This is a genomic window from Enterobacter sp. CRENT-193, from assembly GCF_002787395.1.
Classification (GTDB): Bacteria; Pseudomonadota; Gammaproteobacteria; order Enterobacterales; family Enterobacteriaceae; genus Enterobacter; species Enterobacter hormaechei_C.
The window spans coordinates 4800531-4822540 of the sequence record NZ_CP024812.1; the positions used below are offsets into that span (position 1 = coordinate 4800531).

The following is a 22010-nucleotide window of genomic DNA, read 5'->3' on the forward strand; positions in this document are numbered from 1 at the left end:
CCCTGGTCGGAGAGAGTACCAGGTGAACCAGTCGCTTTTCTTACGAAACGGGTTTAACCGTTACGCCAGGACCATAGTCGGTGCTTTGAACGCCAGCGGCAGTTCAGCTTCGTCTTCGAAGGTCACATATTCCCAGGCTTCCTGTTTTGCCAGGACGGCCTGCAACAGTTTGTTGTTCAGTGCATGACCGGATTTAAACGCGGTAAAGGCACCAATGATGTTGTGACCACACATGAAGAGGTCGCCGATCGCGTCCAGCATTTTGTGACGAACAAATTCATCTTCAAAACGCAGGCCGTCTTCGTTCAGTACGCGATAATCGTCAACAACGATGGCACAATCGAAGCTGCCGCCCAGGCACAGGCCGCGGGATTGCAGATATTCGATATCACGCATAAAGCCGAAGGTACGTGCTCGGCTGATCTGGCGCATGAACGCATCCGCAGAGAAGTTCATCGCATAGCGCTGGGTGCTGGAGTCAATCGCCGGATGGTTAAAATCGATGGTGAAGTCCAACGAAAAACCATTGTACGGTTTGAATTCAGCCCATTTGTCGCCATCTTCGACGCGAACGGTCTCTTTAATGCGAACAAATTTCTTCGCGCAGTTCAGTTCTTCGATGCCGGCATCCAGCAACAAATAAACGAACGGAGCAGCACTCCCGTCCATGATCGGGATTTCTGGCGCATCGACTTCAACCATAATGTTGTCGATACCCAGACCCGCCAGGGCGGCGTTCAGGTGCTCTACGGTAGAAATCCGCACGTCATGCTCGTTCACCAGACAAGTACAGAGCATAGTATCACGCACAGATTTGGCATCGGCCGGAAAATCTACCGGTGGATTCAAGTCGGTGCGACGATAGATGACCCCGGTATTGGCCGGCGCAGGGCGTAACGTCAGTGTGACTTTCTTGCCGGTATGTAAACCGACACCCGTCGCCTGAACGATACGTTTAAGTGTCCTTTGTTTGATCATCGTATAATCTCGCCAAATTAACTATCCAACCGAGAGTGTATATCACTAACGGTGGGCCAGTTTAGCACAAAGAGCGCAAATCCCCAAATTCCAGCCAATTCTTAGTCAGCTTGCTTACGCAGGAACGCCGGGATATCCAGATAATCTGGCTCTTTTGCCGTTTGTGGAGTCGGGTCGTTCACCACTTTCGCAGCGGGTTTTTGCTCCTGAGTCAGAGGCGCCATACCGTGCTGCTGGTAACGATCCATAACCGGCTGCTGAGTCTGTTTGTTAGTCACCAGGGTGATCTCAGGACGCTTGTCCATACCGATACCGGTGGCCACAACGGTCACACGCAGTTCGTCGTTCATTTCCGGATCAAGGGAGGTACCGATAACGACGGTCGCGTTGTCAGAGGCGAATGCACGGATGGTGTTACCCACGGTTTCGAACTCATCCAGACGCAGGTCAAAGCCAGCGGTAATGTTGACCAGCACGCCGCGCGCGCCAGACAGATCGATATCTTCCAGCAGTGGAGAGGAGATCGCCATTTCAGCAGCTTCTTCCGCACGGTCTTCGCCGCTCGCCACGCCAGAGCCCATCATCGCGTAGCCCATCTCGGACATCACGGTACGAACGTCTGCAAAGTCGACGTTCATCAGGCCAGGACGGGTAATCAGTTCAGCAATACCCTGAACCGCGCCTTTCAGCACGTCGTTTGCCGCGCCAAAGGCGTCCAGCAGAGAGATACCGCGACCCAGCACTTTCAGCAGCTTGTCGTTCGGAATGGTAATCAGAGAGTCCACGTGCTTGGACAGCTCGGTGATACCCTGCTCCGCGAAAGCCATACGCTTCTTACCTTCAAAGTTGAAAGGCTTGGTCACGACAGCAACGGTCAGAATACCTAAATCTTTAGCGACTTCCGCCACAACGGGTGCTGCACCGGTACCTGTACCGCCGCCCATACCCGCTGCGATGAAGACCATGTCTGCACCGTCCAGTGCAGCGCGCAGCGCTTCACGATCTTCTTCAGCCGCGTTGCGGCCCACTTCCGGGTTAGCCCCTGCTCCCAGACCTTTGGTGATGCCACCACCGATCTGAATCGTCTGGCCAACAGCCGTTTTACGCAGCGCCTGCGCATCGGTGTTCACCGCGAAGAATTCAACACCTTCGATGCGCTCGCGCACCATGTGCTCTACGGCGTTACCGCCGCCGCCACCGACGCCGATGACTTTAATCACCGCGTCGTTGGTTAATTCCATAGGTTCAAACATAATCTCTCTCTCCGTTGTGCCTGTCGCCCGAGACCGCTAATTCTCTCCGGTCTCTTAAAAAAATTAAAATTCTTTTCGCAGCCAGGTGTTAAGTCGTTTGACCCACGACCCCACCGAGACGCGTTTTTCCACCTCTGCCTCACCACTTAAATGGGACTCTTTCCCGTAGTGCAGCAGGCCCACCGCCGTTGAATAGTACGGCTCCTGGGCATAATCCGTTAAACCGGTGATATTCAGCGGCGCACCGATACGCACCTGCGTATGGAACACGCGCTGAGCGCAGGCCGCAAGACCTTCAATTTGCGCTGCCCCGCCGGTTAATACAATCCCCGCCGCGAGATGATGTTTCACACCCTGCTGGCGAAGCTGTTCCTGTAACTGCAAAATCTCTTCGTTGACCAGGTTGAGCAGCTCGGTATAACGCGGCTCAATTACCTCTGCCAGCGTCTGGCGTTGCAGGCTGCGCGGCGGTCGACCGCCTACGCTCGGCACTTCAACGCTCTCGTCTTTGCCGACGATAGAGCCCAGCGCGCAACCATGGCGCACTTTAATCGCCTCTGCATCGCTCGGTGGCGTACCAAAAGCGTAAGCAATATCGCTGGTCACGACGTTCCCTGCGTACGGGATCACTTTGGTGTGGCGTAACGCACCGCCGGTATAGACAGCCATGTCCATTGTACCACCACCAATATCGACCACACAGACGCCCAGTTCACGTTCGTCTTCGGTCAGCACGGAATAGCTCGCGGCAAGTCCGGCGAAAATGAGTTGGTCAACTTTCAGGCCACAACGTTCAACGGCTTTTACAATGTTCTTCGCCATATCGTTGTGACATGTGATCAGGTGCACTTTTGCCTGCATACGCACGCCCGACAGACCGACCGGATTCTTGATGCCTTCCTGGTAGTCGATCGCGTATTCCTGCGGGATCACATGCAGCACACGGTGCTCGTCGCGAACACGCACGGATTTCGCCGTGTGGACAACGTTCTCAACGTCTTCCTGCGTCACTTCTTCTTCGGAAATCGGCACCATACCGATTTCATTCTGGCAGCTGATATGCTTACCAGAAAGGGCCAGATAGACAGAGGAAATTTGGCAATCTGCCATCAATTCAGCCTGGTCGATGGCGCGCTGAACGCATTTCACCACCGACTCAAGGTCGTTTACCCCACCTTTATCCATACCACGGGAGGGGCAGCTGCCCACGCCAATGATATTGACCATACCGTCGGGCAGAACTTCCCCTACCAAAGCGGCAACCTTCGCGGTGCCAATCTCCAGTCCTACTACCAATTTTCTGTCCGTCGACTTGATCATTGTTGTTCTGCCTGTACCTGTGCCTGATTTTGTTGCTGATTAGGTTCCTCGACCGGAGCCGGCTCCCAACCGACTGCTGCGCCTGAGTCATAGCGCAAATCAACGTAGCTTATCCGTTTGCCATCCGTCTGCGCCTGCTGCTGTAAAACCGGGTAAAGTTCTACAAAACGCGCCAGACGTTTCATTGTATCGCCGCGGCCAAGGTTGAGCTTGATGCCATTCGTTAAGGTCAACTGCCAGGAACGGCGCGCCGTCATCGCAGCATCTTTTAACGTAAAGCGATCCTTAGCCAGCACCTGCCCCATCTCACGAAAACCCTGCAATACTTCGTTTTCGCTGCCTTCCGGCCCATACAACATCGGTAAATTCTGCTTGTTGACACGATCGCTCGGGACGCTGAACGAATTTCCGTCTACATCAACCATATGCTGATCATTCCAACGCGCAATCGGCACATATTCAACCAGATGAATCTTCAATTCATCAGGCCATTGCTTTCTGACACTTGCCTGTTTTATCCACGGCAGACGTTCAATCTGACTCTGAATAATGTTGACGTCCTGCGTCATAAAGGTGCCAGGCGACCCAAGCGCCAGAATCGACTGGCGAATATCATCGTTACGCGTGTAGTGTCGCTCCCCGGTCACCACCAGCTTTGAAAGCGGCAACCGCTGCGCATCTTCCATCCAGCCCAGCACCATCCAGCCGCTGATAAACACGGTGCACAGCACCCCGAGCAGGAAGATGATCCCTGCAAGACGCGTTCCATTACTCCGGCGCGAAGAGGAATATTCTTCTTCGTCATCGCGGTTGCGCGTGTTCAATGCAGCCTGAGACATATCAGCCCGCCTGGTCCAAAATACGTACAACTAATTGCGAGAAGCTCATTCCCGCCTGACGCGCCGCCATCGGCACAAGGCTATGGCTGGTCATACCCGGAGACGTGTTTGCTTCCAGCAGATAAAATTGCCCGTCACCGTCAAGCATTACGTCAATGCGTCCCCAGCCACGACATCCCAGAACATTCCACGCTTTAAGCACCAGAGACTGTAATTCGGCTTCACGCTCTGCTTCAAGACCCGCTGGGCAGAAATATTGCGTCTCATCAGAGAGATACTTCGCCTCATAATCATAGAAGACTCCGGCGGGTTGGATGCGAATTGACGGTAAAATTTCTTCGCCAAGCATCGCGACGGTAAATTCCGGCCCGCTAAGCCATTTTTCAATCAGAACTTCTTCATCATGTTGAAATGCCAGTGCTAAAGCGTCAGCCAAATCTACAGCTTTATCAACTTTGGACATTCCCACGCTCGACCCTTCACGGCTCGGCTTAACAATAACCGGTAAGCCCAGTGCCGCAATGCGTGTATTAACGCTGTCCGACAGACCCAATTCATATTCACGACGCGTCAGTGCAACCCATGGCGCAACGGGCAGGCCCGCGCCCTGCCACAGCAGTTTGCTGCGCAGTTTATCCATGGAGATGGCGGATGCCATCACGCCGCTGCCGGTGTACGGTATACCGATCAGCTCCAGCAGCCCCTGCAACGTGCCGTCTTCACCACCGCGGCCGTGCAACGCGATGAAGGCTTTATCGAAGCCCATCGCTTTCAGCTGCGTGACGTCCACCTCTTTCGGATCAACCGGATGCGCGTCCACGCCACCTTCACGCAGGCCCGCCAGCACGGCAGCGCCCGAATTCAGAGAAACCTCGCGTTCGGCGGAAGTGCCGCCAAACAGGACAGCAATCTTATCAGCCATGACGCTCGTCCTCCTGAGTTTGCGGCTTCAGTTTGATTTCAGCTAAGGTACGGGCGATTTTGCCGATATTTCCCGCGCCCTGAATCAGGATCAGATCGTTACCCGTCAGGACCGGGGCAAGCATTTCAGCCACCTGCGCCGGGTCGGGAACCAGAATAGGATCCACTTTACCGCGTCCACGGATGGTACGACATAAAGAACGACTGTCCGCACCCGGAATCGGCGTTTCACCCGCAGCATAAACATCCAGCATCAGCAGGGTATCAACCTGAGAAAGGACGTTGGCAAAATCGTCATACAGATCGCGGGTACGCGTGTAACGGTGCGGCTGGAAGATCATGACCAGATTCTTTTCCGGCCAACCCGCACGTGCCGCTTTGATGGTTGCGTCCACTTCCGTCGGATGGTGACCGTAGTCATCCACCAGCATCGCAGACCCTGGCTTACCGTTTACCGGCTCCAGTGGGAATTCACCGAGGAAGTCGAAACGACGGCCCGTCCCCTGGAAGCTCTCCAGTGCACGCAGGATCGCTTCATCGTCAATGCCTTCTTCTGTCGCAACAGCCACCGCCGCCGCCGCATTCAGGGCGTTGTGACGTCCCGGCGCGTTCAGGGTGACATGCAGCAGGTCTTTATCCTGACGCGCGAGGGTGAAATGCCCCTGCGCACCGATCTGTTTGTAATCTTCTACGCGTACATCCGCGTCTTCGCTGAAGCCGTAAGTCGTAATTTGACGCCCGACGCGCGGCAGCAGTTCGCGAATAACCGGATCGTCCACGCACATCACCGCACGGCCATAGAACGGCAGGTTGTGCAGGAAGTTAATAAAGGTCTGCTTTAAGTTCTCGAAGTCACCCTGGTAAGTGTCCATATGGTCAGCTTCGATGTTGGTGACGATCGCCACCATCGGCTGTAGATGCAGGAACGACGCGTCGCTCTCATCCGCTTCCGCAATCAGATAACGGCTATGGCCCAGACGCGCATGCACGCCAGCGGCTTTCACCAGACCACCGTTAACGAACGTCGGGTCGAGACCCGCTTCCGCATAAATGCTGGAGACCATCGCTGTTGTGGTGGTTTTACCGTGCGTGCCGGCCACCGCAATGCCGTGACGGAAACGCATCAGTTCCGCCAGCATTTCCGCGCGACGGATCACCGGAATGCGCGCCTCATGCGCCGCAACGATTTCCGGGTTATCCGCGGAGATAGCGCTGGACACCACAACCACGCTCGCATCGCTCACGTTTTCCGGGCGATGATTGAAATAGATAGTCGCCCCCAGCGACGCCAGCTGCTGCGTAACAGGGTTTGGCGCCAGGTCAGACCCGCTGATCTGATAGCCTTCGTTAGCTAACACTTCGGCAATACCGCCCATGCCAGCACCACCGATGCCGACAAAGTGAATGTGCCGGACGCGACGCATCTCGGGCACGATAGAACGCAGTTTTGCCAGTTGTTGTGTATTCATTCTCTAAACGCCATCGACTACTTCAAAAAAATCGTGCAGCGCAACACGCGCTGCGAGAATTATGCCTGGGCTGCCAGGCTCACTTCTTTTGCCACCCGTTCCGTTGCATCCGGGATAGCGGTCGCGCGTGCGCGTTGCGCCATCTCCAGTAATACATCCCGGTTCCAGCCCGCCAGGGTAGTGGCGACCGCATCAGCGGTAAATTGTGGCTGCTCAAAAATCTTCGCGGCACCCGCTTTTTCAAGCGGCAGCGCATTCCAGTACTGCTGTCGGTCTTTGTGCTGGAACGGCACAAACAGCGCCGGTAAACCGGCGGCGGCGATTTCGCTCACCGTCAGCGCGCCCGAGCGACAGACCACGACATCGGCCCATGCATAGGCTGCGGCCATATCATCAATAAATTCAGTTACTTTATGCTGCGGCTGACCTTCCTGCGCGTAGGCCTGCTCAACGGTCTGCTGAGCGCCCTTCCCGCTCTGGTGCCAGATGGTCACTGCATCACCCAGTTTTGCCGCAACCTGCGGCATCGTCTGGTTTAAAATACGCGCGCCCTGGGAACCGCCGACGACCAGCACCCGCACCGGCCCTTCACGACCCGCCAGACGCGTATCTGGCAGCGGCAGCGCCAGCACGTCCACACGTACCGGATTCCCTACGACATCCGCTTTCGGGAATGCCCCGGGGAAGGCCTGCATAACTTTGGTGGCGATTTTTGCCAGCCATTTGTTGGTCAAACCGGCAATACCGTTCTGCTCATGCAGAACAACGGGGATCCCTAATGACCACGCCGCCAGTCCGCCAGGGCCGGAAACGTAACCGCCCATGCCCAGAACGACGTCAGGCTTAAAGCGCTTCATGATGGCGCGCGCCTGACGCCAGGCATTGAAAATGCGCACCGGCGCCAGCAGCAGCGCCTTGATCCCTTTGCCACGAAGGCCGGAAATACGAATAAAGTCGATCTCGATACCGTGCTTAGGTACCAGGTCGGCTTCCATGCGGTCTGCGGTTCCCAGCCAGCGTACCTGCCAGCCCTGTTCCATTAAATGGTGCGCAACCGCCAGCCCCGGGAACACGTGTCCACCGGTACCGCCTGCCATCACCATTAACCGCTTAGGTTGATTCATCGTGAACCTCGTGTAAACGCCTGAGCTTTCTCCAGACGCGTTTCATAATCTATGCGTAACAAAAACATGATGGCCGTCGACATGATCAACAGACTCGAACCACCATAACTGATCAACGGTAACGTCAGACCTTTAGTCGGCAACATACCCGCTGCCGCCCCAACGTTTACCAGTGCCTGGAAGCTAAACCAGATACCAATTGAGCAGGCCAGGAAACCGGAGAAGCGGTGATCGATCTCCAGCGCTTTCCGGCCAATCGACATGGCGCGGAAAGCGACGAAGAATACCATTAATAGCGCCAATACCACACCGATATAACCCAGTTCTTCCCCAATAATGGAGAAGATGAAGTCGGTGTGCGCCTCCGGTAAATACTCCAGTTTTTGTACCGAGTTGCCCAGGCCTTGACCCCAGACTTCGCCGCGGCCAAACGCCATCAGCGACTGAGTCAGCTGGTAACCGCTGCCGAACGGATCTTCCCATGGGTTCCAGAACGAAGTCACACGGCGGATACGGTAGGGTTCGGCGAGGATCAGCAGCACCACCGCCGAAATCCCCATCCCGATGATGGCAATGAACTGCCACAGTTTTGCGCCCGCCAGGAACAGCATCGCCAGCGTAGTGACAAACAGTACGACTACCGTACCGAGGTCGGGCTGCGCCAGCAGCAGGATCGCGAGGACCAGAATCACGCCCATCGGTTTTAAGAAGCCACGAAGGTTGTTACGAACTTCGTCAACTTTACGCACCAGGTAGTTAGCCAGGTAGCAGAACAACGACAGTTTGGTGAACTCCGCGGGCTGAATACGCAGTGGCCCAAAGGCAATCCAGCGTGATGCCCCGTTAACGGAGCTCCCGACAACCAGCACGATCAACAGCATGATGATTGAGGCGATGAGCATGGCCGTACTGTGCCGCTGCCAGAACGACATTGGCAGGCGTAAGGTGATCAGCGCCAGGCAGAACGCGAGAATGATGTAAAGCCCGTCACGCTTGGCAAACAGGAACGGGTCGTTTGCCAGACGCTGTCCGACAGGCATTGACGCCGAGGTGACCATAATAAAGCCGATCGCTGCCAGCCCCAGCGTGAGCCAGAACAGCGTGCGGTCGTACATGATCAGGCTGTCGGAATCTTTATCCCGTGAAGCCATCACCCAGCCTTTCAGCGCCGTAAACAGCCATACCAGGATACCAAATCCTGGCAGGCGCGGCATTTTCAGGCGAGGGAGAGATAAACGCATCAGCCTAACTCCTTCGCCAGGCGGGTAAAGACATCACCCCGCTGTTCGAAATTCTTGAATTGATCGAGGCTGGCACAGGCTGGTGAGAGCAGCACCATATCGCCGGGCTTCACGCGTGGGGCAATAAGACGCATCGCCTGCTCCATGGTCTCGGTTTGCTCGGCGACCTCAGGACGCAACGCCGCCAGCTCGCTACCATCGCGGCCAAAGCAATACAGGCGCACGTTATCACCGTTGAGGTACTGCTTCAGCGAGGAGAAGTCAGCCGATTTACCGTCGCCGCCCAGCAGCAGGTGCAGCGTGCCATCAACGTGCAGACCGTTCAGTGCCGCCTCGGTGCTACCCACGTTGGTCGCTTTGGAATCGTTAATCCAGCGTACGCCGTTGTGCTCCAGCGCAAGCTGGAACCGGTGCGCCAGGCCGGTAAAGGTGGTCAGCGCCTTCAGGCTTGAAGATCGCGGCAGGCCAACGGCATCCGCCAGCGCCAGCGCCGCCAGAGCATTGGTGTAGTTATGCTGGCCGGAGAACATCATCTCTTTCACGTTCAGCACTTTCTCACCTTTCACGCGTAGCCAGGTTTCGCCCTGCTGACGGTTAAGGTGATAGTCACCCATATTAATACCAAAGCTAATGCAGCGATCGTCTGCGCCGCGCACCGGCATGGTGAGTGCATCATCGGCATTCACCACGCAAACTTTGGCATTTTCATAAACGCGCAGTTTGGCCGCACGGTATTGCTGCAAGCCGAACGGGTATCTGTCCATATGATCTTCGGTGACGTTTAGGATCGTCGCCGCCGCCGCATGCAGGCTTGAAGTGGTTTCCAGCTGGAAGCTGGAAAGCTCAAGGACGAACAGCTCGCACCCTTTATCAAGCAGCATCAGAGCGGGCAGACCAATGTTACCGCCCACGCCGACATTTTTGCCCGCCGCCTTCGCCATTTCCCCCACCAGCGTGGTGACGGTGCTTTTACCGTTTGAACCGGTAATGGCGACGATCGGCGCCTGCGCCTCCCGGCAGAACAGTTCGATATCGCCGACAATCTCAACGCCTGCATCCGCGGCGGCGCTCAGGGAAGGATGCGCCAGCGCCATACCGGGGCTGGCAACAATCAGATCGGCGGCCAGCAGCCACTCATCATTCAGACCACCCAGGTGGCGTTCAACCTGCTCCGGCAGCTTGTCCAGACCCGGCGGAGAGACGCGCGTATCCATCACGCGCGGCGTCACGCCACGCGCAAGGAAAAAGTCCACGCAGGAGAGGCCGGTGAGGCCCAACCCGATGATAACGACTTTTTTGCCCTGGTAATCTGCCATGATTAACGTACCTTCAGCGTTGCCAGGCCAATCAGCACCAGCATCAGCGAAATAATCCAGAAGCGCACAATGACGCGCGGCTCCGGCCAGCCTTTCAGTTCATAGTGGTGGTGAATCGGTGCCATACGGAAGATGCGCTGACCGCGCAGCTTGAAGGAACCGACCTGCAAAATCACCGACAGCGTCTCAACCACAAACACACCGCCCATGATTACCAGCAGGAACTCCTGACGCAGCAGCACGGCGATAATACCCAGTGCGCCGCCCAGCGCCAGTGAACCGACGTCGCCCATAAAGACCTGCGCCGGATAGGTGTTGAACCACAGGAAGCCCAGCCCCGCCCCGACAATCGCCGTACAGACGATCACCAGTTCCCCCGCGTGTCGCAGGTACGGAATGTGCAGGTAATTTGCAAAGTTCATGTTACCGGTCGCCCAGGCTACCAGCGCAAAACCGCCCGCGACAAACACGGTTGGCATGATGGCCAGGCCATCCAGACCATCGGTCAGGTTGACGGCGTTGCCGGTACCGACGATCACAAAGTAAGCCAGCAAAATGTAGAACAGCCCCAGCTGCGGCATCACGTCTTTGAAGAACGGCACCACCAGCTCGGTAGCCGGGGTGTCTTTTCCTGCCAGGTAAAGGGCAAAGGCCACGCCCAGCGCAATCACCGACATCCAGAAATACTTCCAGCGGGCGATCAAACCTTTGGTGTCTTTGCGTACGACTTTGCGGTAGTCATCAACAAAACCGATGATCCCGTAGCCAACCAGAACGGTCAGCACGCACCAGACGTAGGGGTTAGACGGATACGCCCACAGCAGCACGGACACCACAATCGCGGTCAGGATCATGATCCCGCCCATGGTCGGCGTACCCCGCTTGCTGAAGTGCGATTCCGGACCGTCGTTGCGCACAACCTGGCCGAAAGAGAGTTTTTGCAGACGGGCAATCATGCGCGGGCCCATCCACAGCGAGATGAACAGCGCAGTCAGCAGGCTGACGATGGCACGAAACGTCAGATAGGAAAAGACGTTAAAGCCTGAGTAATATTTGACCAAATGTTCGGCCAGCCAAACTAACATGTCCCGTTCTCCTGTAATGCGTGCACAACCTCTTCCATGGCGGCACTACGTGAACCTTTAACTAAAACAGTCACAATCTGTTTTTCTGTAATCAATGCCTTCAGGCGTTCGATCAGTGCAGATTTATCGGCAAAATGTTCGCCAACTTCACTGGCATCGGAAATGGCCTTGCTCAGCGGGCCTGCGCTCAATACGCGGTCAAGCCCGGCGGCTTTCGCCGCTTCACCCACCTGAACATGGCAGGCTTCGCTTTCATCACCCAGCTCGGCCATATCGCCCACAACCATCACGCGATAGCCCGGCATTTCAGACAAGACCTGTACGGCCGCTGTCATTGAGCCAACGTTAGCGTTGTAGGAGTCATCCAACAGGAGTTTGTTTTCAGCCAGCTGGATCGGGAACAGACGCCCCGGCACGGCTTTTAAATTTGCCAGGCCTGCTTTGATCGCCGCGTGTGAGGCACCTACCGCCATTGAGAGCGCTGCCGCAGCAAGCGCATTGGCGATGTTATGACGACCCGGCAGGGGCAGCAGCACGTCGATGTCGCCCGTTGGGGTTGTGAGGGTGAACTCGGTACCGTGTGACGTCACATGAATGTTGGTCGCCGAAAAATCACTGTTTGCCGCATTCGGTGAGAAGCGCCAGGTTTTACGTGAACCAATGATGCTCTGCCAGTTCAGCCAGTCGTTGTTATCGGCATTCATAATGGCGATGCCGTCATCCGGCAGGCCGGTATAAATTTCACCTTTCGCTTTCGCCACACCGGCCAGAGAACCAAAACCTTCAAGATGTGCCGCCGCCAGGTTATTCACCAGCGCCGCTTCCGGACGGGTCAGGCTCACGGTCCAGGCGATTTCGCCCTGATGGTTAGCCCCTAACTCAATCACCGCATATTCATGCTCGTGGGTCAGGCGCAGCAGCGTCATCGGCACACCGATGTCATTATTAAGGTTGCCCGCCGTATAAAGCGTGTTACCGCACTGGCTAAGGATCGCCGCCGTCATCTCTTTAACGGAGGTTTTGCCCGACGAGCCCGTCAGTGCCACGACGCGTGTTGGCACCTGCTGGCGAACCCATGCCGCCAGCTCGCCAAACGCCAGGCGCGTATCTTTCACCACAATCTGCGGCAAATCGATATCGAGCTTACGACTGACCAGCAGCGCGCCCGCGCCGTTATCTTTAGCCTGTTGCGCAAAATCGTGGGCGTCAAAACGTTCACCCTTCAGCGCCACAAACAGGCAGCCCGCCGTCACCTTACGGGTGTCGGTGGTTACAGCCTCGATGGTCAGATCCTGACCATGCAGCATCCCCTGCAATACCGCAGCGGCCTGGCTTAACGTAATGCTAATCATGCCACCACTCCCAGCAGACGCGCTGCCGTCACGCGGTCGGAGTAATCCAGACGACGATTGCCGACAATCTGATAATCTTCATGACCTTTACCGGCCAGCAGAACCACATCGTTCTCCTGCGCCTGCATAATGGCGTTAGTCACGGCCTCCGCACGGCCTTCGACCACGCGCGCACGTCCCGCATCCAGCATGCCCGCCAGAATGTCGTTGATAATGGCCCGCGGCTCTTCGGTACGCGGGTTGTCATCGGTTACCACGGGAATATCCGCGAACTGCTCAGCGATGGCGCCCATCAGCGGACGTTTGCCCTTGTCGCGATCGCCACCGCAGCCAAACACGCACCAGAGCTTGCCAGCGCAGTGCAGACGCGCCGCTTCCAGCGCTTTTTCCAGCGCATCCGGCGTGTGGGCGTAATCCACAACCACCGTCGGCTTGCCCGGCGCGCTAAACACTTCCATGCGGCCACAGACCGGTTGCAAACGCTCAGCCGTTTTCAGCAGATCCGCCATCGGGTAACCCAGCGCCAGCAGCGTCGCCAGCGCCAGCAGCAGGTTACTGACGTTAAAGGCCCCCATCAGGCGGCTTTCAATTTCACCTTCGCCCCAGGTGGAAGCGAAGCGGATCGTCGCCCCACTATCGTGGTAGTTCACCTCGACCGCCTTCAGCCAGCGGCCGCGGCAGTTCGGATTAATGCGATCTTCCATCGACACCGCCACCGCATCTGGCAGTTTTTCCAGCCAGCGGCGACCGACTTCGTCGTCGGCGTTAATGATCGCCTGCCCGTGGTGGTGAGTGGAATAAAGCAGCCATTTCGCCGCTTCGTAGTGCTCCATATCACCATGATAATCAAGGTGATCGCGGCTCAGGTTAGTAAAGACAGAGGCAGCAAATTTCAGGGCCGCCACGCGATGTTGTACCAGACCATGGGAAGAGACTTCCATCGCAGCGAAGGTCGCCCCCTGCTCAGCGAGGCCCGCCAGCACACGCTGCACGTCAACCGCCGAGCCTGTAGTGTTTTCCGTCGGGCTTACTTTGCCCAGAAGACCGTTCCCCACCGTGCCCATGACGGCACCGGTTTCGCCCAGCAGCTGCGCCCACTGCGCCATCAGCTGAGTGGTGGTGGTTTTTCCGTTGGTTCCTGTCACGCCAACCAGCTGTAACTGGTCGGAAGGTTCGTTGTAAAAACGTCCTGCCAGCGCGGAGAGACGCTCATTCAGCTGGCTGAGATAGATGACCGGCACGCCGTGCATTTCACGGATCTCACCGTCTGTTGCCTCATCTTTGGCCTCAGCAATAATGGCAGCAACACCTTGCGCAATCGCCTGCGGGATATAACGACGCCCGTCCGCCTGATGACCCACCACTGCCACAAAAAGATCGCCAGAAGCCGCTACGCGGCTGTCCAGTACCATCTCTCGCAGTGCTCGCGCAGGTAGCATAGGCACCCACGGAGCAAGAAGGTCGCGCAAATTACGATCTGCCACCTGTTCCCTCGCCTTGATTAATTACAAATTCACTTTTTTCGCCCGTCGCCAGCGCATCCGGTTCAATGTTCATGGTGCGCAACACGCCGCCCATAATAGCCCCGAACACAGGCGCGGAGACGGCGCCGCCGTAGTATTTACCCGCCTGCGGATCGTTGATGACGACCACCAGTGCAAAACGCGGATTGCTTGCAGGCGCTACGCCTGCGGTATAGGCAATGTATTTGTTGATATAGCGGCCGTCCGGCCCCACTTTTTTCGCTGTACCGGTTTTAATGGCGATACGATAGCCCTTAATTGCGGCCTTCACGCCGCCACCGCCAGGTAACGCGACGCTTTCCATCATATGCACGACGGTACGAACGATAGATTCCGGGAAAACACGTTCCCCCGGAACCGGTGGATCAACTTTGGTGATCGACAGCGGACGATAAATGCCATAGCTGCCAATCGTTGCGTAGACTCGCGCTAACTGTAAGGGAGTTACCATTAGCCCGTAGCCGAAAGAGAAGGTGGCCCTCTCTATGTCAGACCACCGTTGTTTTTGAGGATATAAGCCACTGCGTTCTCCGACCAACCCCAAATTGGTCGCCTTTCCCAGCCCAAAACGTGAGTAAGTATCTACTAACGCTGAGGACGGCATCGCTAACGCCAGTTTTGACACACCGACGTTACTCGACTTCTGTAAGACCCCGGTCAGGGTCAGTTCGCTGTAACGTGCCACGTCTTTGATTTCGTGACCGTTAATTCGATAAGGGATCGTATTCAGAACGGTATTTTCGTTGACGATGCCTCGCTGTAGAGCCGTCATCACCACCATGGGTTTTACGGTCGAACCGGGTTCAAACACATCGGTGATGGAGCGGTTACGCATTGCATCTTTTGCTGTACCGGCAAAATTATTCGGGTTGTATGAGGGGCTACTGGCCATCGCCAGCACTTCACCTGTCGCCACATCCACCAGCACGGCGCTGCCCGATTCCGCCTTGTTAAACGCGACGGCGTTGTTCAGCTCACGATAGACCAGCGCCTGCAAGCGTTCATCAATACTCAGGGCCAGGTTGTGCGCGGCCTGGCTGTCTGTCGAGGAAATGTCTTCAATGACGCGACCATAGCGGTCTTTACGCACGATTCGCTCGCCAGGCTGGCCGGTAAGCCACTTGTCGAAGCTTTTTTCAACGCCCTCAATCCCCTGGCTATCCACGTTGGTAAAGCCAATCAGGTGCGCGGTGACTTCGCCGGAAGGATAGTAACGGCGGGATTCTTCCCGCAGATGAATGCCCGGCAGCTTCAGTTTCTTAATGTAGTCAGCCATGTCAGGGTTCACCTGACGAGCAAGATAGATGAAGCGCCCTTTCGGGTTGGCGTTAACGCGTGACGCCAGCTGATCCAGCGGCATTTTCAACGCGTCTGATAGTGCCTTCCAGCGGTTATCAAGGGTGATCCCGCCTGCGTCGTGCAGCTCTTTCGGATCGGCCCAGATCGCCTTCACCGGCACGCTCACCGCCAGCGGGCGGCCGGAGCGGTCGGTGATCATCCCACGAGAGGTAGAAACTTCCTGCACGCGCAGAGAACGCATATCACCCTGACGTACCAGCATGTCAGGCGCGATGATTTGTAGCCACGCCACGCGTCCCAGCAGGAAACCCAGCGCCAGTAAAATGCAGCCGCAAAGCAACGCAAAACGCCAACTGACAAAGTTGGCCTGTTCTTCCTGGCGTTTTGGTTTTAGCGTTTTTGCCGCTGCTTTCATGCGTCGCGTTTTCCCTTATTTTTGTACTACGATATTTTCCTGCGAAGGATCAACATGCTGTAATTGCAGTTTTTCCGTTGCGATCCGTTCAACCCGGCTGTGATCGCCGAGCGCGTTTTCTTCAAGGATCAGATTTCGCCATTCAATATCCAGCGCATCGCGTTCCAGTACCATCTGTTCGCGCTGCGCAGTTAATAAACGGGTATGGTGAGCGGTGGTGACCACCATGACTGCCGTCACAATGATGCAAATGAACAAGCAGAGTGGCAGCTTCCCAAACCGCAAAAGATCGTCGCCGATCACGCCAGGCAAGGCATGGCGCTCGTTGCTTCCTAACGATCCCTTAACTTTGCTTAGGGTCTCTGTCACTCTGCTGATCATGCGTTCGTCCTCTCTGCAATACGCAGCACTGAACTACGGGCACGTGGATTCTCTGCCACCTCTTCTTCGCCCGGCATCAACTTGCCTAATGCTCGCAACTGACGGCCGCCCAGCTTTCTGAGTTGTTCTTCCGTCATCGGCAGCCCCGCCGGAACCTGAGGACCGCGGCTCTGTTCACGCATGAAGCGTTTTACGATGCGATCTTCCAGCGAATGGAAACTGATGATGGATAACCGCCCACCCGGGGCCAGCACGTCGAGCGAGCTTTTTAGCGCCAGCTCTATTTCCTCCAGTTCACTGTTTACCCAGATACGAACCGCCTGGAAAGTACGGGTCGCAGGATGTTTGTGCTTGTCCTTCACCGGCGTTGCCGCCGCGATGACTTCTGCCAGCTCTTTGGTACGGGTCATTGGCTCAACGCGGTTGCGCTCCACGATGGCGCGGGCAATACGTTTGCCAAAGCGTTCTTCGCCGAAGGTTTTGATTACCCAGGCAATATCCGCTTCGTCAGCAGTTTGTAACCATTCAGCGGCAGATTGGCCGCGAGTAGGGTCCATACGCATATCCAGCGGTCCATCACGCATAAAGGAAAAACCGCGTTCTGCATCATCAAGCTGTGGTGAAGAGACGCCAAGATCGAGGAGAATCCCGTCGATCTTGCCGGTCAGGCCGCGCTCAGCGACATAATCCGCAAGCGCAGAGAAAGGTCCATGCACGATGGAAAAGCGAGGATCATCGATGGTTTGCGCAACGGCAATCGCCTGCGGATCGCGGTCAATTGCCAGCAGGCGTCCTTCCGCTCCAAGCTGAGAGAGGATCAAACGCGAGTGACCACCGCGACCAAAAGTGCCATCAATATAGATGCCGTCTGGACGAATATTCAGGCCGTTAACGGCCTCATCCAGCAGCACCGTTGTATGTTTATAATTTTCCATCATATTTATAGAGACAAGTCCCGCAGCCGTTCCGATAATGTTTCGGAATCAGACTGCTCAGCGTCGATATCTTCCTTGACCTGTTGATACCAGGTCGTTTCGTCCCACAGTTCAAACTTGTTGAACTGTCCGACCAGCATCACTTCTTTAGTCAGACCGGCATGTTGCCGCAACACAGGCGCAATCAATAATCGCCCGGCGCTATCCATCTGACATTCACTGGCATGTCCCAATAACAGCCGCTGTACGCGGCGTTCCTGCGGGTTCATGCTCGACAGTCGCGACAGCTTTTGCTCAATGATTTCCCATTCAGGCAAAGGGTAAAGCAGCAGGCATGGGGAGTTGATGTCAATGGTGCAAACCAGTTGACCCGAAGCGTTCTCAATCAGCTGGTCGCGGTATCGGGTTGGTACCGATAAACGCCCTTTGCTGTCGAGATTGACTAACGTTGCTCCACGGAACATGCCAGTCTCACCCCTCCTCACCACTTTAACCCACAAATTCCCACCTGAAGGAGTTTACGGAGCGAGGGAAAAGCTTGTCAAGCCAGGACTCTCTCTATACCGGCGCGAAAGCACCGTATTTACAGAGCAAGCGTGACCTGGCTAATTACTACACAACTGGCGAGGCAAAATTAACGTTATGAATATTTGTAAGAAAAAAACAGAATATGCACACGAGCGTAAAGACTCACTCAATATCATCGCAGGGAAATATAAAGTGTCAGTTTGCGACGCGGGCAGCATTTTAAGGCATATCGCCGGGGGATAACAGCGCCACATTAACCTCAAAGCCAGATGGATTCGTTCGTGTGCGTTGAGGTCTAAAGGGGGGAGTAAAAAATGGCTGAATATTCATCGGCTGGCACATGTTTGTAACAAAACAATACAAAGAAATGCCCGTTAAAAATTATAATTGCACTTTTTAACGTCAAAATGGATTCAGAATAATAGCAGGCTATGAATCTTAGAGATAAATCCTAATTTTTATCCGGGAATTATTTCCCGCAATAAATGCGCTTCAAAAGGGGCAGTTTTACCGCCCCTGTGGAAATATTAATGGCGGCTCAAAATTCCGCGCCGATAGAGATTACGTTTGATACGCGTAAGCCCGGGTTTCGGTTTGCGGGGTTCATCCAGGCTTGCCAGAACAATCTCAAGCACGCGCTCGGTGACGTCGCGGTGACGCTGGGCCACGGCCAGCACCGGACATTGCAGGAAGTCGAGCAGTTCGTTATCGCCGAAGGTCGCAATCGCCAGATCGGATGGCAGTTTGCCATCGCGACGTAACGTCACATCCATCACCCCCTGCAACAGGGCAAACGAGGTGGTAAACAACGCCTGCGGCATCGGGTGCGTTTCCAGCCATTTCTCGAACAGCTGGGCAGCCGCTTCACGCTCATAGCTGTTGGCATACAGATAATGAACGTCACGCGGATCGTCTTTCCATGCCGTACGGAACCCTTGTTCACGCAGGAAGCTTACGGAAAGTTCAGGCAAAGCGCCAAGATACAGCACCGTTTCAGCCGGGAAGGTACGCAGCTCGGCAGCCAGCATTTCTGCATCGTCCTGATCGGCACCTACGACACTGGTGAAATGTTCACGATCCAGCGCACGATCCAGCGCCACAATCGGGAACGGATCGTTTGCCCAGCGCTGATAGAAAGGATGCTCTGGTGGTAAAGAGGTCGACACGATGATGGCGTCAACCTGACGTTGCAGCAGATGCTCAATGCAGCGCATCTCGTTGTCAGGCTGATCCTCGGAGCAGGCAATCAACAGCTGATAGCCCCGCTGACGAGCCTGACGTTCCAGATAGTTGGCGATGCGGGTATAGCTGGTATTTTCCAGGTCCGGGATCACCAGGCCAATCGAGCGGGTGCGCCCGGCACGTAAACCTGCGGCGACAGCATTCGGATGGTAATTATGCTCACGAACGACTGCCATCACTTTCTCAACGGTCTTATCGCTGACACGATACTGCTTTGCTTTACCGTTAATCACATAGCTGGCCGTGGTTCTCGACACGCCGGCGAGCCGGGCGATTTCATCCAGTTTCACAATTGCCCCTCAAAAAAAGAAAAAAGTCCATGGCCCTGTCAAGGTTATGGTTAAATATTTTAACATCTAAACGCAGAATAGCTTTCACGGCAACCGCTTTTGTCCGCGTTGTCGGTGGATTACGCAAAAAAAAGCCCGGCTTTGGCTACCGGGCTGAAAGAGGCGAATCTTTTGCGCAACTAACGCATGATTTTATCGCCGCGCGAGAGGCCAACAACGCCAGAGCGCGCAACTTCAACAATTTTTGCTACATCCCTGACGGAGGCCAGGAACGCATCCAGCTTATCGCTCGTTCCAGCAAGCTGCACAGTATATATAGAAGGCGTGACGTCGATGATCTGCCCACGGAAGATATCCGTGTTGCGCTTGACCTCTTCACGACCGTAACCGCTGGCCTGAATTTTCACCAGCATCACTTCACGTTCGACGTAAGCCCCCTGCCCCAGCTCGCTGACGCGCAACACGTCCACCAGTTTGTGCAACTGTTTTTCGATCTGCTCAAGCACTTTCGCATCGCCGACAGTCTGGATCGTCATGCGGGAGAGCGTTGGATCATCGGTCGGCGCAACGGTCAGGCTTTCAATGTTATAGCCGCGCTGCGCAAAAAGCCCAATGACGCGTGACAGTGCGCCCGACTCATTTTCCAGTAATACAGATAATATCCGGCGCATATCAGGTTCTCTCCGTTTTGCTTAACCACATTTCATCCATACCGCCGCCACGGATATGCATCGGATAAACGTGCTCTGTGCCGTCGACGATGACGTCCATGAAGACGAGGCGATTGTTTTTAACGTGCTCAAGCGCTTCGCCGAGCTTCGCTTCCAGCTCTGACGGATCGGTTACCCGCATGCCAATATGACCATAGGCTTCAGCCAGGCGGACAAAGTCCGGAAGTGACTTCATATAAGACTGAGAGTGACGGCCAGAATAAATCATATCCTGCCACTGCTTTACCATACCGAGGTAACCGTTATTCAGGTTCAGCACCAGCACTGGCAACTCATATTGCAGCGCAGTAGAAAGCTCCTGAATATTCATCTGTATGCTGCCATCACCCGTCACGCAGATCACCGTTTCGTTTGGCAACGCCAGCTTCACCCCCAGCGCGGCGGGCAGACCAAAGCCCATCGTGCCGAGCCCGCCAGAGTTGATCCAGCGACGCGGTTTATCAAACGGGTAATACAGCGCAGCGAACATCTGATGTTGGCCCACGTCAGAAGTGACATACGCATCGCCATTGGTCAGACGCCAGATCGTCTCGATCACCGCCTGCGGCTTGATGTTCTCACTCTGTGTGTCGTACTTAAGGCACTGACGGCCACGCCACTGTTCGATTTGCTGCCACCAGTCGCGGATCTCGTCCAGCGGTTGAGACGCGGTCTCCTGCGCCAGCAGATCCAACATTTGATCCAGCACCTGTCGTGCGTCCCCCACGATCGGCACATCCGCCGGCACCGTTTTAGAGATTGAAGTCGGATCGATATCAATGTGCAGCACCGTCGCATGCGGACAGTATTTCGCCAGATTATTGGTGGTGCGATCGTCAAAACGCACGCCGACGGCAAAAATCACATCAGAATGGTGCATCGTCATATTGGCTTCATAGGTGCCGTGCATACCCAGCATGCCCAGCGCCTGACGGTGGGTAGCCGGGAATGCCCCCAGCCCCATCAGCGATGACGCGACAGGAAGATTCAGCTTCTCAATCAGTTCGCGTAGTTGCGTTTCACAGGCTGCATTGACGGCGCCGCCCCCCACATAGACTACGGGCTTTTTCGCAGCCAGCAGCGTTTGCAGCGCACGCTTAATCTGGCCTTTGTGCCCCTGCGTCGTCGGATTATATGAACGCATGCTCACCGACTCAGGCCACAGGTAAGGCAGTTTATTCGCGGGATTGAGAATATCTTTTGGCAGATCGACAACCACTGGCCCAGGACGACCGCTGGCGGCCAGCCAGAAGGCTTTTTTCAGTACGCCCGGGATGTCTTCCGTTTGTTTAACCAGAAAGCTGTGCTTCACCACGGGGCGTGAGATCCCCACCATGTCGCATTCCTGAAACGCATCATAGCCAATCAGTGACGTCGCCACCTGTCCGGAGAGAATGACCAGGGGAATGGAGTCCATATACGCAGTCGCAATGCCGGTAATGGCATTGGTCGCCCCCGGTCCGGAAGTGACGAGCACAACACCCACCTCGCCCGTGGCGCGGGCCAGGCCGTCTGCCATATGCACAGCAGCCTGTTCATGACGAACCAGAACATGATCAATACCGCCTACCGTGTGCAGCGCGTCATAAATATCAAGAACCGCACCTCCAGGATAGCCGAACACTTGCTTCACGCCCTGATCGATAAGCGATCGGACGACCATTTCCGCGCCAGACAACATCTCCATGCTTTGCCTCCAGGCTTTTGTTATAGACGGTCAACAGAATTCATTTCCGCGCCGTCTTCTGACAGGGTAAACCCATCTTATAATGTGCAGAGTGATGGATAC

At 55.6% G+C, this 22010-nt stretch carries 19 protein-coding genes; all 19 read right to left on the minus strand.

What is annotated here, in order from left to right; all coding sequences use genetic code 11:
* Positions 1-60 precede the first annotated feature (60 nt).
* Positions 61-978, minus strand: a complete 918-nt coding sequence (lpxC, locus tag CU081_RS23875; protein ID WP_003856337.1) for a UDP-3-O-acyl-N-acetylglucosamine deacetylase — start codon at positions 976-978, stop codon at positions 61-63.
* 101 nt (positions 979-1079) lie between these two features.
* Positions 1080-2231: a cell division protein FtsZ gene (ftsZ, locus tag CU081_RS23880; protein ID WP_003856338.1), complete on the minus strand. Its 1152-nt coding sequence runs from the start codon at positions 2229-2231 to the stop codon at positions 1080-1082.
* A 63-nt stretch (positions 2232-2294) separates the two neighbouring features.
* Entirely contained in the window at positions 2295-3551 is a 1257-nt protein-coding gene (ftsA, locus tag CU081_RS23885) for a cell division protein FtsA (protein ID WP_003856340.1), read from the minus strand.
* A complete protein-coding gene (gene ftsQ, locus CU081_RS23890) occupies positions 3548-4390 on the minus strand; it encodes a cell division protein FtsQ (RefSeq protein WP_003856342.1) in 843 nt (280 codons plus the stop codon). Before ftsQ ends, ftsA begins: the two co-directional genes overlap by 4 nt.
* Before the next feature lies 1 nt (position 4391).
* The gene (locus CU081_RS23895) at positions 4392-5312 is read right to left on the minus strand and encodes a D-alanine--D-alanine ligase (protein ID WP_003856344.1); all 921 of its coding nucleotides are present in this window, start codon (positions 5310-5312) and stop codon (positions 4392-4394) included.
* Positions 5305-6780: a UDP-N-acetylmuramate--L-alanine ligase gene (murC, locus tag CU081_RS23900; RefSeq protein WP_003856345.1), complete on the minus strand. Its 1476-nt coding sequence runs from the start codon at positions 6778-6780 to the stop codon at positions 5305-5307. Before murC ends, CU081_RS23895 begins: the two co-directional genes overlap by 8 nt.
* 59 nt (positions 6781-6839) lie before the next feature.
* On the minus strand, positions 6840-7904 hold the full coding sequence (gene murG, locus CU081_RS23905) for an undecaprenyldiphospho-muramoylpentapeptide beta-N-acetylglucosaminyltransferase (protein ID WP_022650395.1): 1065 nt from the start codon (positions 7902-7904) through the stop codon (positions 6840-6842).
* On the minus strand, positions 7901-9145 hold the full coding sequence (gene ftsW, locus CU081_RS23910) for a cell division protein FtsW (protein ID WP_003856348.1): 1245 nt from the start codon (positions 9143-9145) through the stop codon (positions 7901-7903). The genes murG and ftsW overlap by 4 nt, the downstream gene beginning before the upstream one ends.
* A complete protein-coding gene (murD, locus tag CU081_RS23915) occupies positions 9145-10461 on the minus strand; it encodes a UDP-N-acetylmuramoyl-L-alanine--D-glutamate ligase (protein ID WP_022650394.1) in 1317 nt (438 codons plus the stop codon). Before murD ends, ftsW begins: the two co-directional genes overlap by 1 nt.
* Positions 10462-10463: 2 nt before the next feature.
* Positions 10464-11546, minus strand: a complete 1083-nt coding sequence (gene mraY / locus CU081_RS23920; protein WP_003856353.1) for a phospho-N-acetylmuramoyl-pentapeptide-transferase — start codon at positions 11544-11546, stop codon at positions 10464-10466.
* Complete coding sequence (murF, locus tag CU081_RS23925) at positions 11540-12898, minus strand: UDP-N-acetylmuramoyl-tripeptide--D-alanyl-D-alanine ligase (protein WP_022650393.1); 1359 nt, start codon at positions 12896-12898, stop codon at positions 11540-11542. Before murF ends, mraY begins: the two co-directional genes overlap by 7 nt.
* Complete coding sequence (gene murE / locus CU081_RS23930) at positions 12895-14382, minus strand: UDP-N-acetylmuramoyl-L-alanyl-D-glutamate--2,6-diaminopimelate ligase (RefSeq protein WP_022650392.1); 1488 nt, start codon at positions 14380-14382, stop codon at positions 12895-12897. The genes murF and murE overlap by 4 nt, the downstream gene beginning before the upstream one ends.
* Positions 14369-16135: a peptidoglycan glycosyltransferase FtsI gene (ftsI, locus tag CU081_RS23935; RefSeq protein WP_003856361.1), complete on the minus strand. Its 1767-nt coding sequence runs from the start codon at positions 16133-16135 to the stop codon at positions 14369-14371. Before ftsI ends, murE begins: the two co-directional genes overlap by 14 nt.
* Positions 16136-16150: 15 nt before the next feature.
* Positions 16151-16516 (minus strand): cell division protein FtsL, encoded by a 366-nt coding sequence (gene ftsL / locus CU081_RS23940; RefSeq protein WP_003856363.1) that lies wholly within the window; start codon positions 16514-16516, stop codon positions 16151-16153.
* Positions 16513-17454, minus strand: coding sequence for a 16S rRNA (cytosine(1402)-N(4))-methyltransferase RsmH (gene rsmH, locus CU081_RS23945; protein ID WP_003856366.1), 942 nt, complete (start codon positions 17452-17454; stop codon positions 16513-16515). Before rsmH ends, ftsL begins: the two co-directional genes overlap by 4 nt.
* Before the next feature lie 2 nt (positions 17455-17456).
* On the minus strand, positions 17457-17915 hold the full coding sequence (gene mraZ, locus CU081_RS23950) for a division/cell wall cluster transcriptional repressor MraZ (RefSeq protein ID WP_003856368.1): 459 nt from the start codon (positions 17913-17915) through the stop codon (positions 17457-17459).
* A gap of 591 nt (positions 17916-18506) precedes the next feature.
* On the minus strand, positions 18507-19511 hold the full coding sequence (cra, locus tag CU081_RS23955; RefSeq protein ID WP_100185519.1) for a catabolite repressor/activator: 1005 nt from the start codon (positions 19509-19511) through the stop codon (positions 18507-18509).
* 179 nt (positions 19512-19690) lie between these two features.
* The gene (gene ilvN, locus CU081_RS23960) at positions 19691-20182 is read right to left on the minus strand and encodes an acetolactate synthase small subunit (RefSeq protein WP_003856371.1); all 492 of its coding nucleotides are present in this window, start codon (positions 20180-20182) and stop codon (positions 19691-19693) included.
* A 1-nt stretch (position 20183) separates the two neighbouring features.
* Positions 20184-21908 (minus strand): acetolactate synthase 3 large subunit, encoded by a 1725-nt coding sequence (ilvI, locus tag CU081_RS23965; protein WP_003856373.1) that lies wholly within the window; start codon positions 21906-21908, stop codon positions 20184-20186.
* Positions 21909-22010: the final 102 nt, after the last annotated feature.

Coding starts and splice junctions, on each gene's coding strand:
- lpxC (WP_003856337.1), bottom strand. CDS start 978: ATGATCAAACAAAGGACACTTAAACGTATCGTTCAGGCGACGGGTGTC.
- ftsZ (WP_003856338.1), bottom strand. CDS start 2,231: ATGTTTGAACCTATGGAATTAACCAACGACGCGGTGATTAAAGTCATC.
- ftsA (WP_003856340.1), bottom strand. CDS start 3,551: ATGATCAAGTCGACGGACAGAAAATTGGTAGTAGGACTGGAGATTGGC.
- ftsQ (WP_003856342.1), bottom strand. CDS start 4,390: ATGTCTCAGGCTGCATTGAACACGCGCAACCGCGATGACGAAGAAGAA.
- CU081_RS23895 (WP_003856344.1), bottom strand. CDS start 5,312: ATGGCTGATAAGATTGCTGTCCTGTTTGGCGGCACTTCCGCCGAACGC.
- murC (WP_003856345.1), bottom strand. CDS start 6,780: ATGAATACACAACAACTGGCAAAACTGCGTTCTATCGTGCCCGAGATG.
- murG (WP_022650395.1), bottom strand. CDS start 7,904: ATGAATCAACCTAAGCGGTTAATGGTGATGGCAGGCGGTACCGGTGGA.
- ftsW (WP_003856348.1), bottom strand. CDS start 9,145: ATGCGTTTATCTCTCCCTCGCCTGAAAATGCCGCGCCTGCCAGGATTT.
- murD (WP_022650394.1), bottom strand. CDS start 10,461: ATGGCAGATTACCAGGGCAAAAAAGTCGTTATCATCGGGTTGGGCCTC.
- mraY (WP_003856353.1), bottom strand. CDS start 11,546: ATGTTAGTTTGGCTGGCCGAACATTTGGTCAAATATTACTCAGGCTTT.
- murF (WP_022650393.1), bottom strand. CDS start 12,898: ATGATTAGCATTACGTTAAGCCAGGCCGCTGCGGTATTGCAGGGGATG.
- ftsI (WP_003856361.1), bottom strand. CDS start 16,135: ATGAAAGCAGCGGCAAAAACGCTAAAACCAAAACGCCAGGAAGAACAG.
- ftsL (WP_003856363.1), bottom strand. CDS start 16,516: ATGATCAGCAGAGTGACAGAGACCCTAAGCAAAGTTAAGGGATCGTTA.
- rsmH (WP_003856366.1), bottom strand. CDS start 17,454: ATGATGGAAAATTATAAACATACAACGGTGCTGCTGGATGAGGCCGTT.
- mraZ (WP_003856368.1), bottom strand. CDS start 17,915: ATGTTCCGTGGAGCAACGTTAGTCAATCTCGACAGCAAAGGGCGTTTA.
- ilvN (WP_003856371.1), bottom strand. CDS start 20,182: ATGCGCCGGATATTATCTGTATTACTGGAAAATGAGTCGGGCGCACTG.
- ilvI (WP_003856373.1), bottom strand. CDS start 21,908: ATGGAGATGTTGTCTGGCGCGGAAATGGTCGTCCGATCGCTTATCGAT.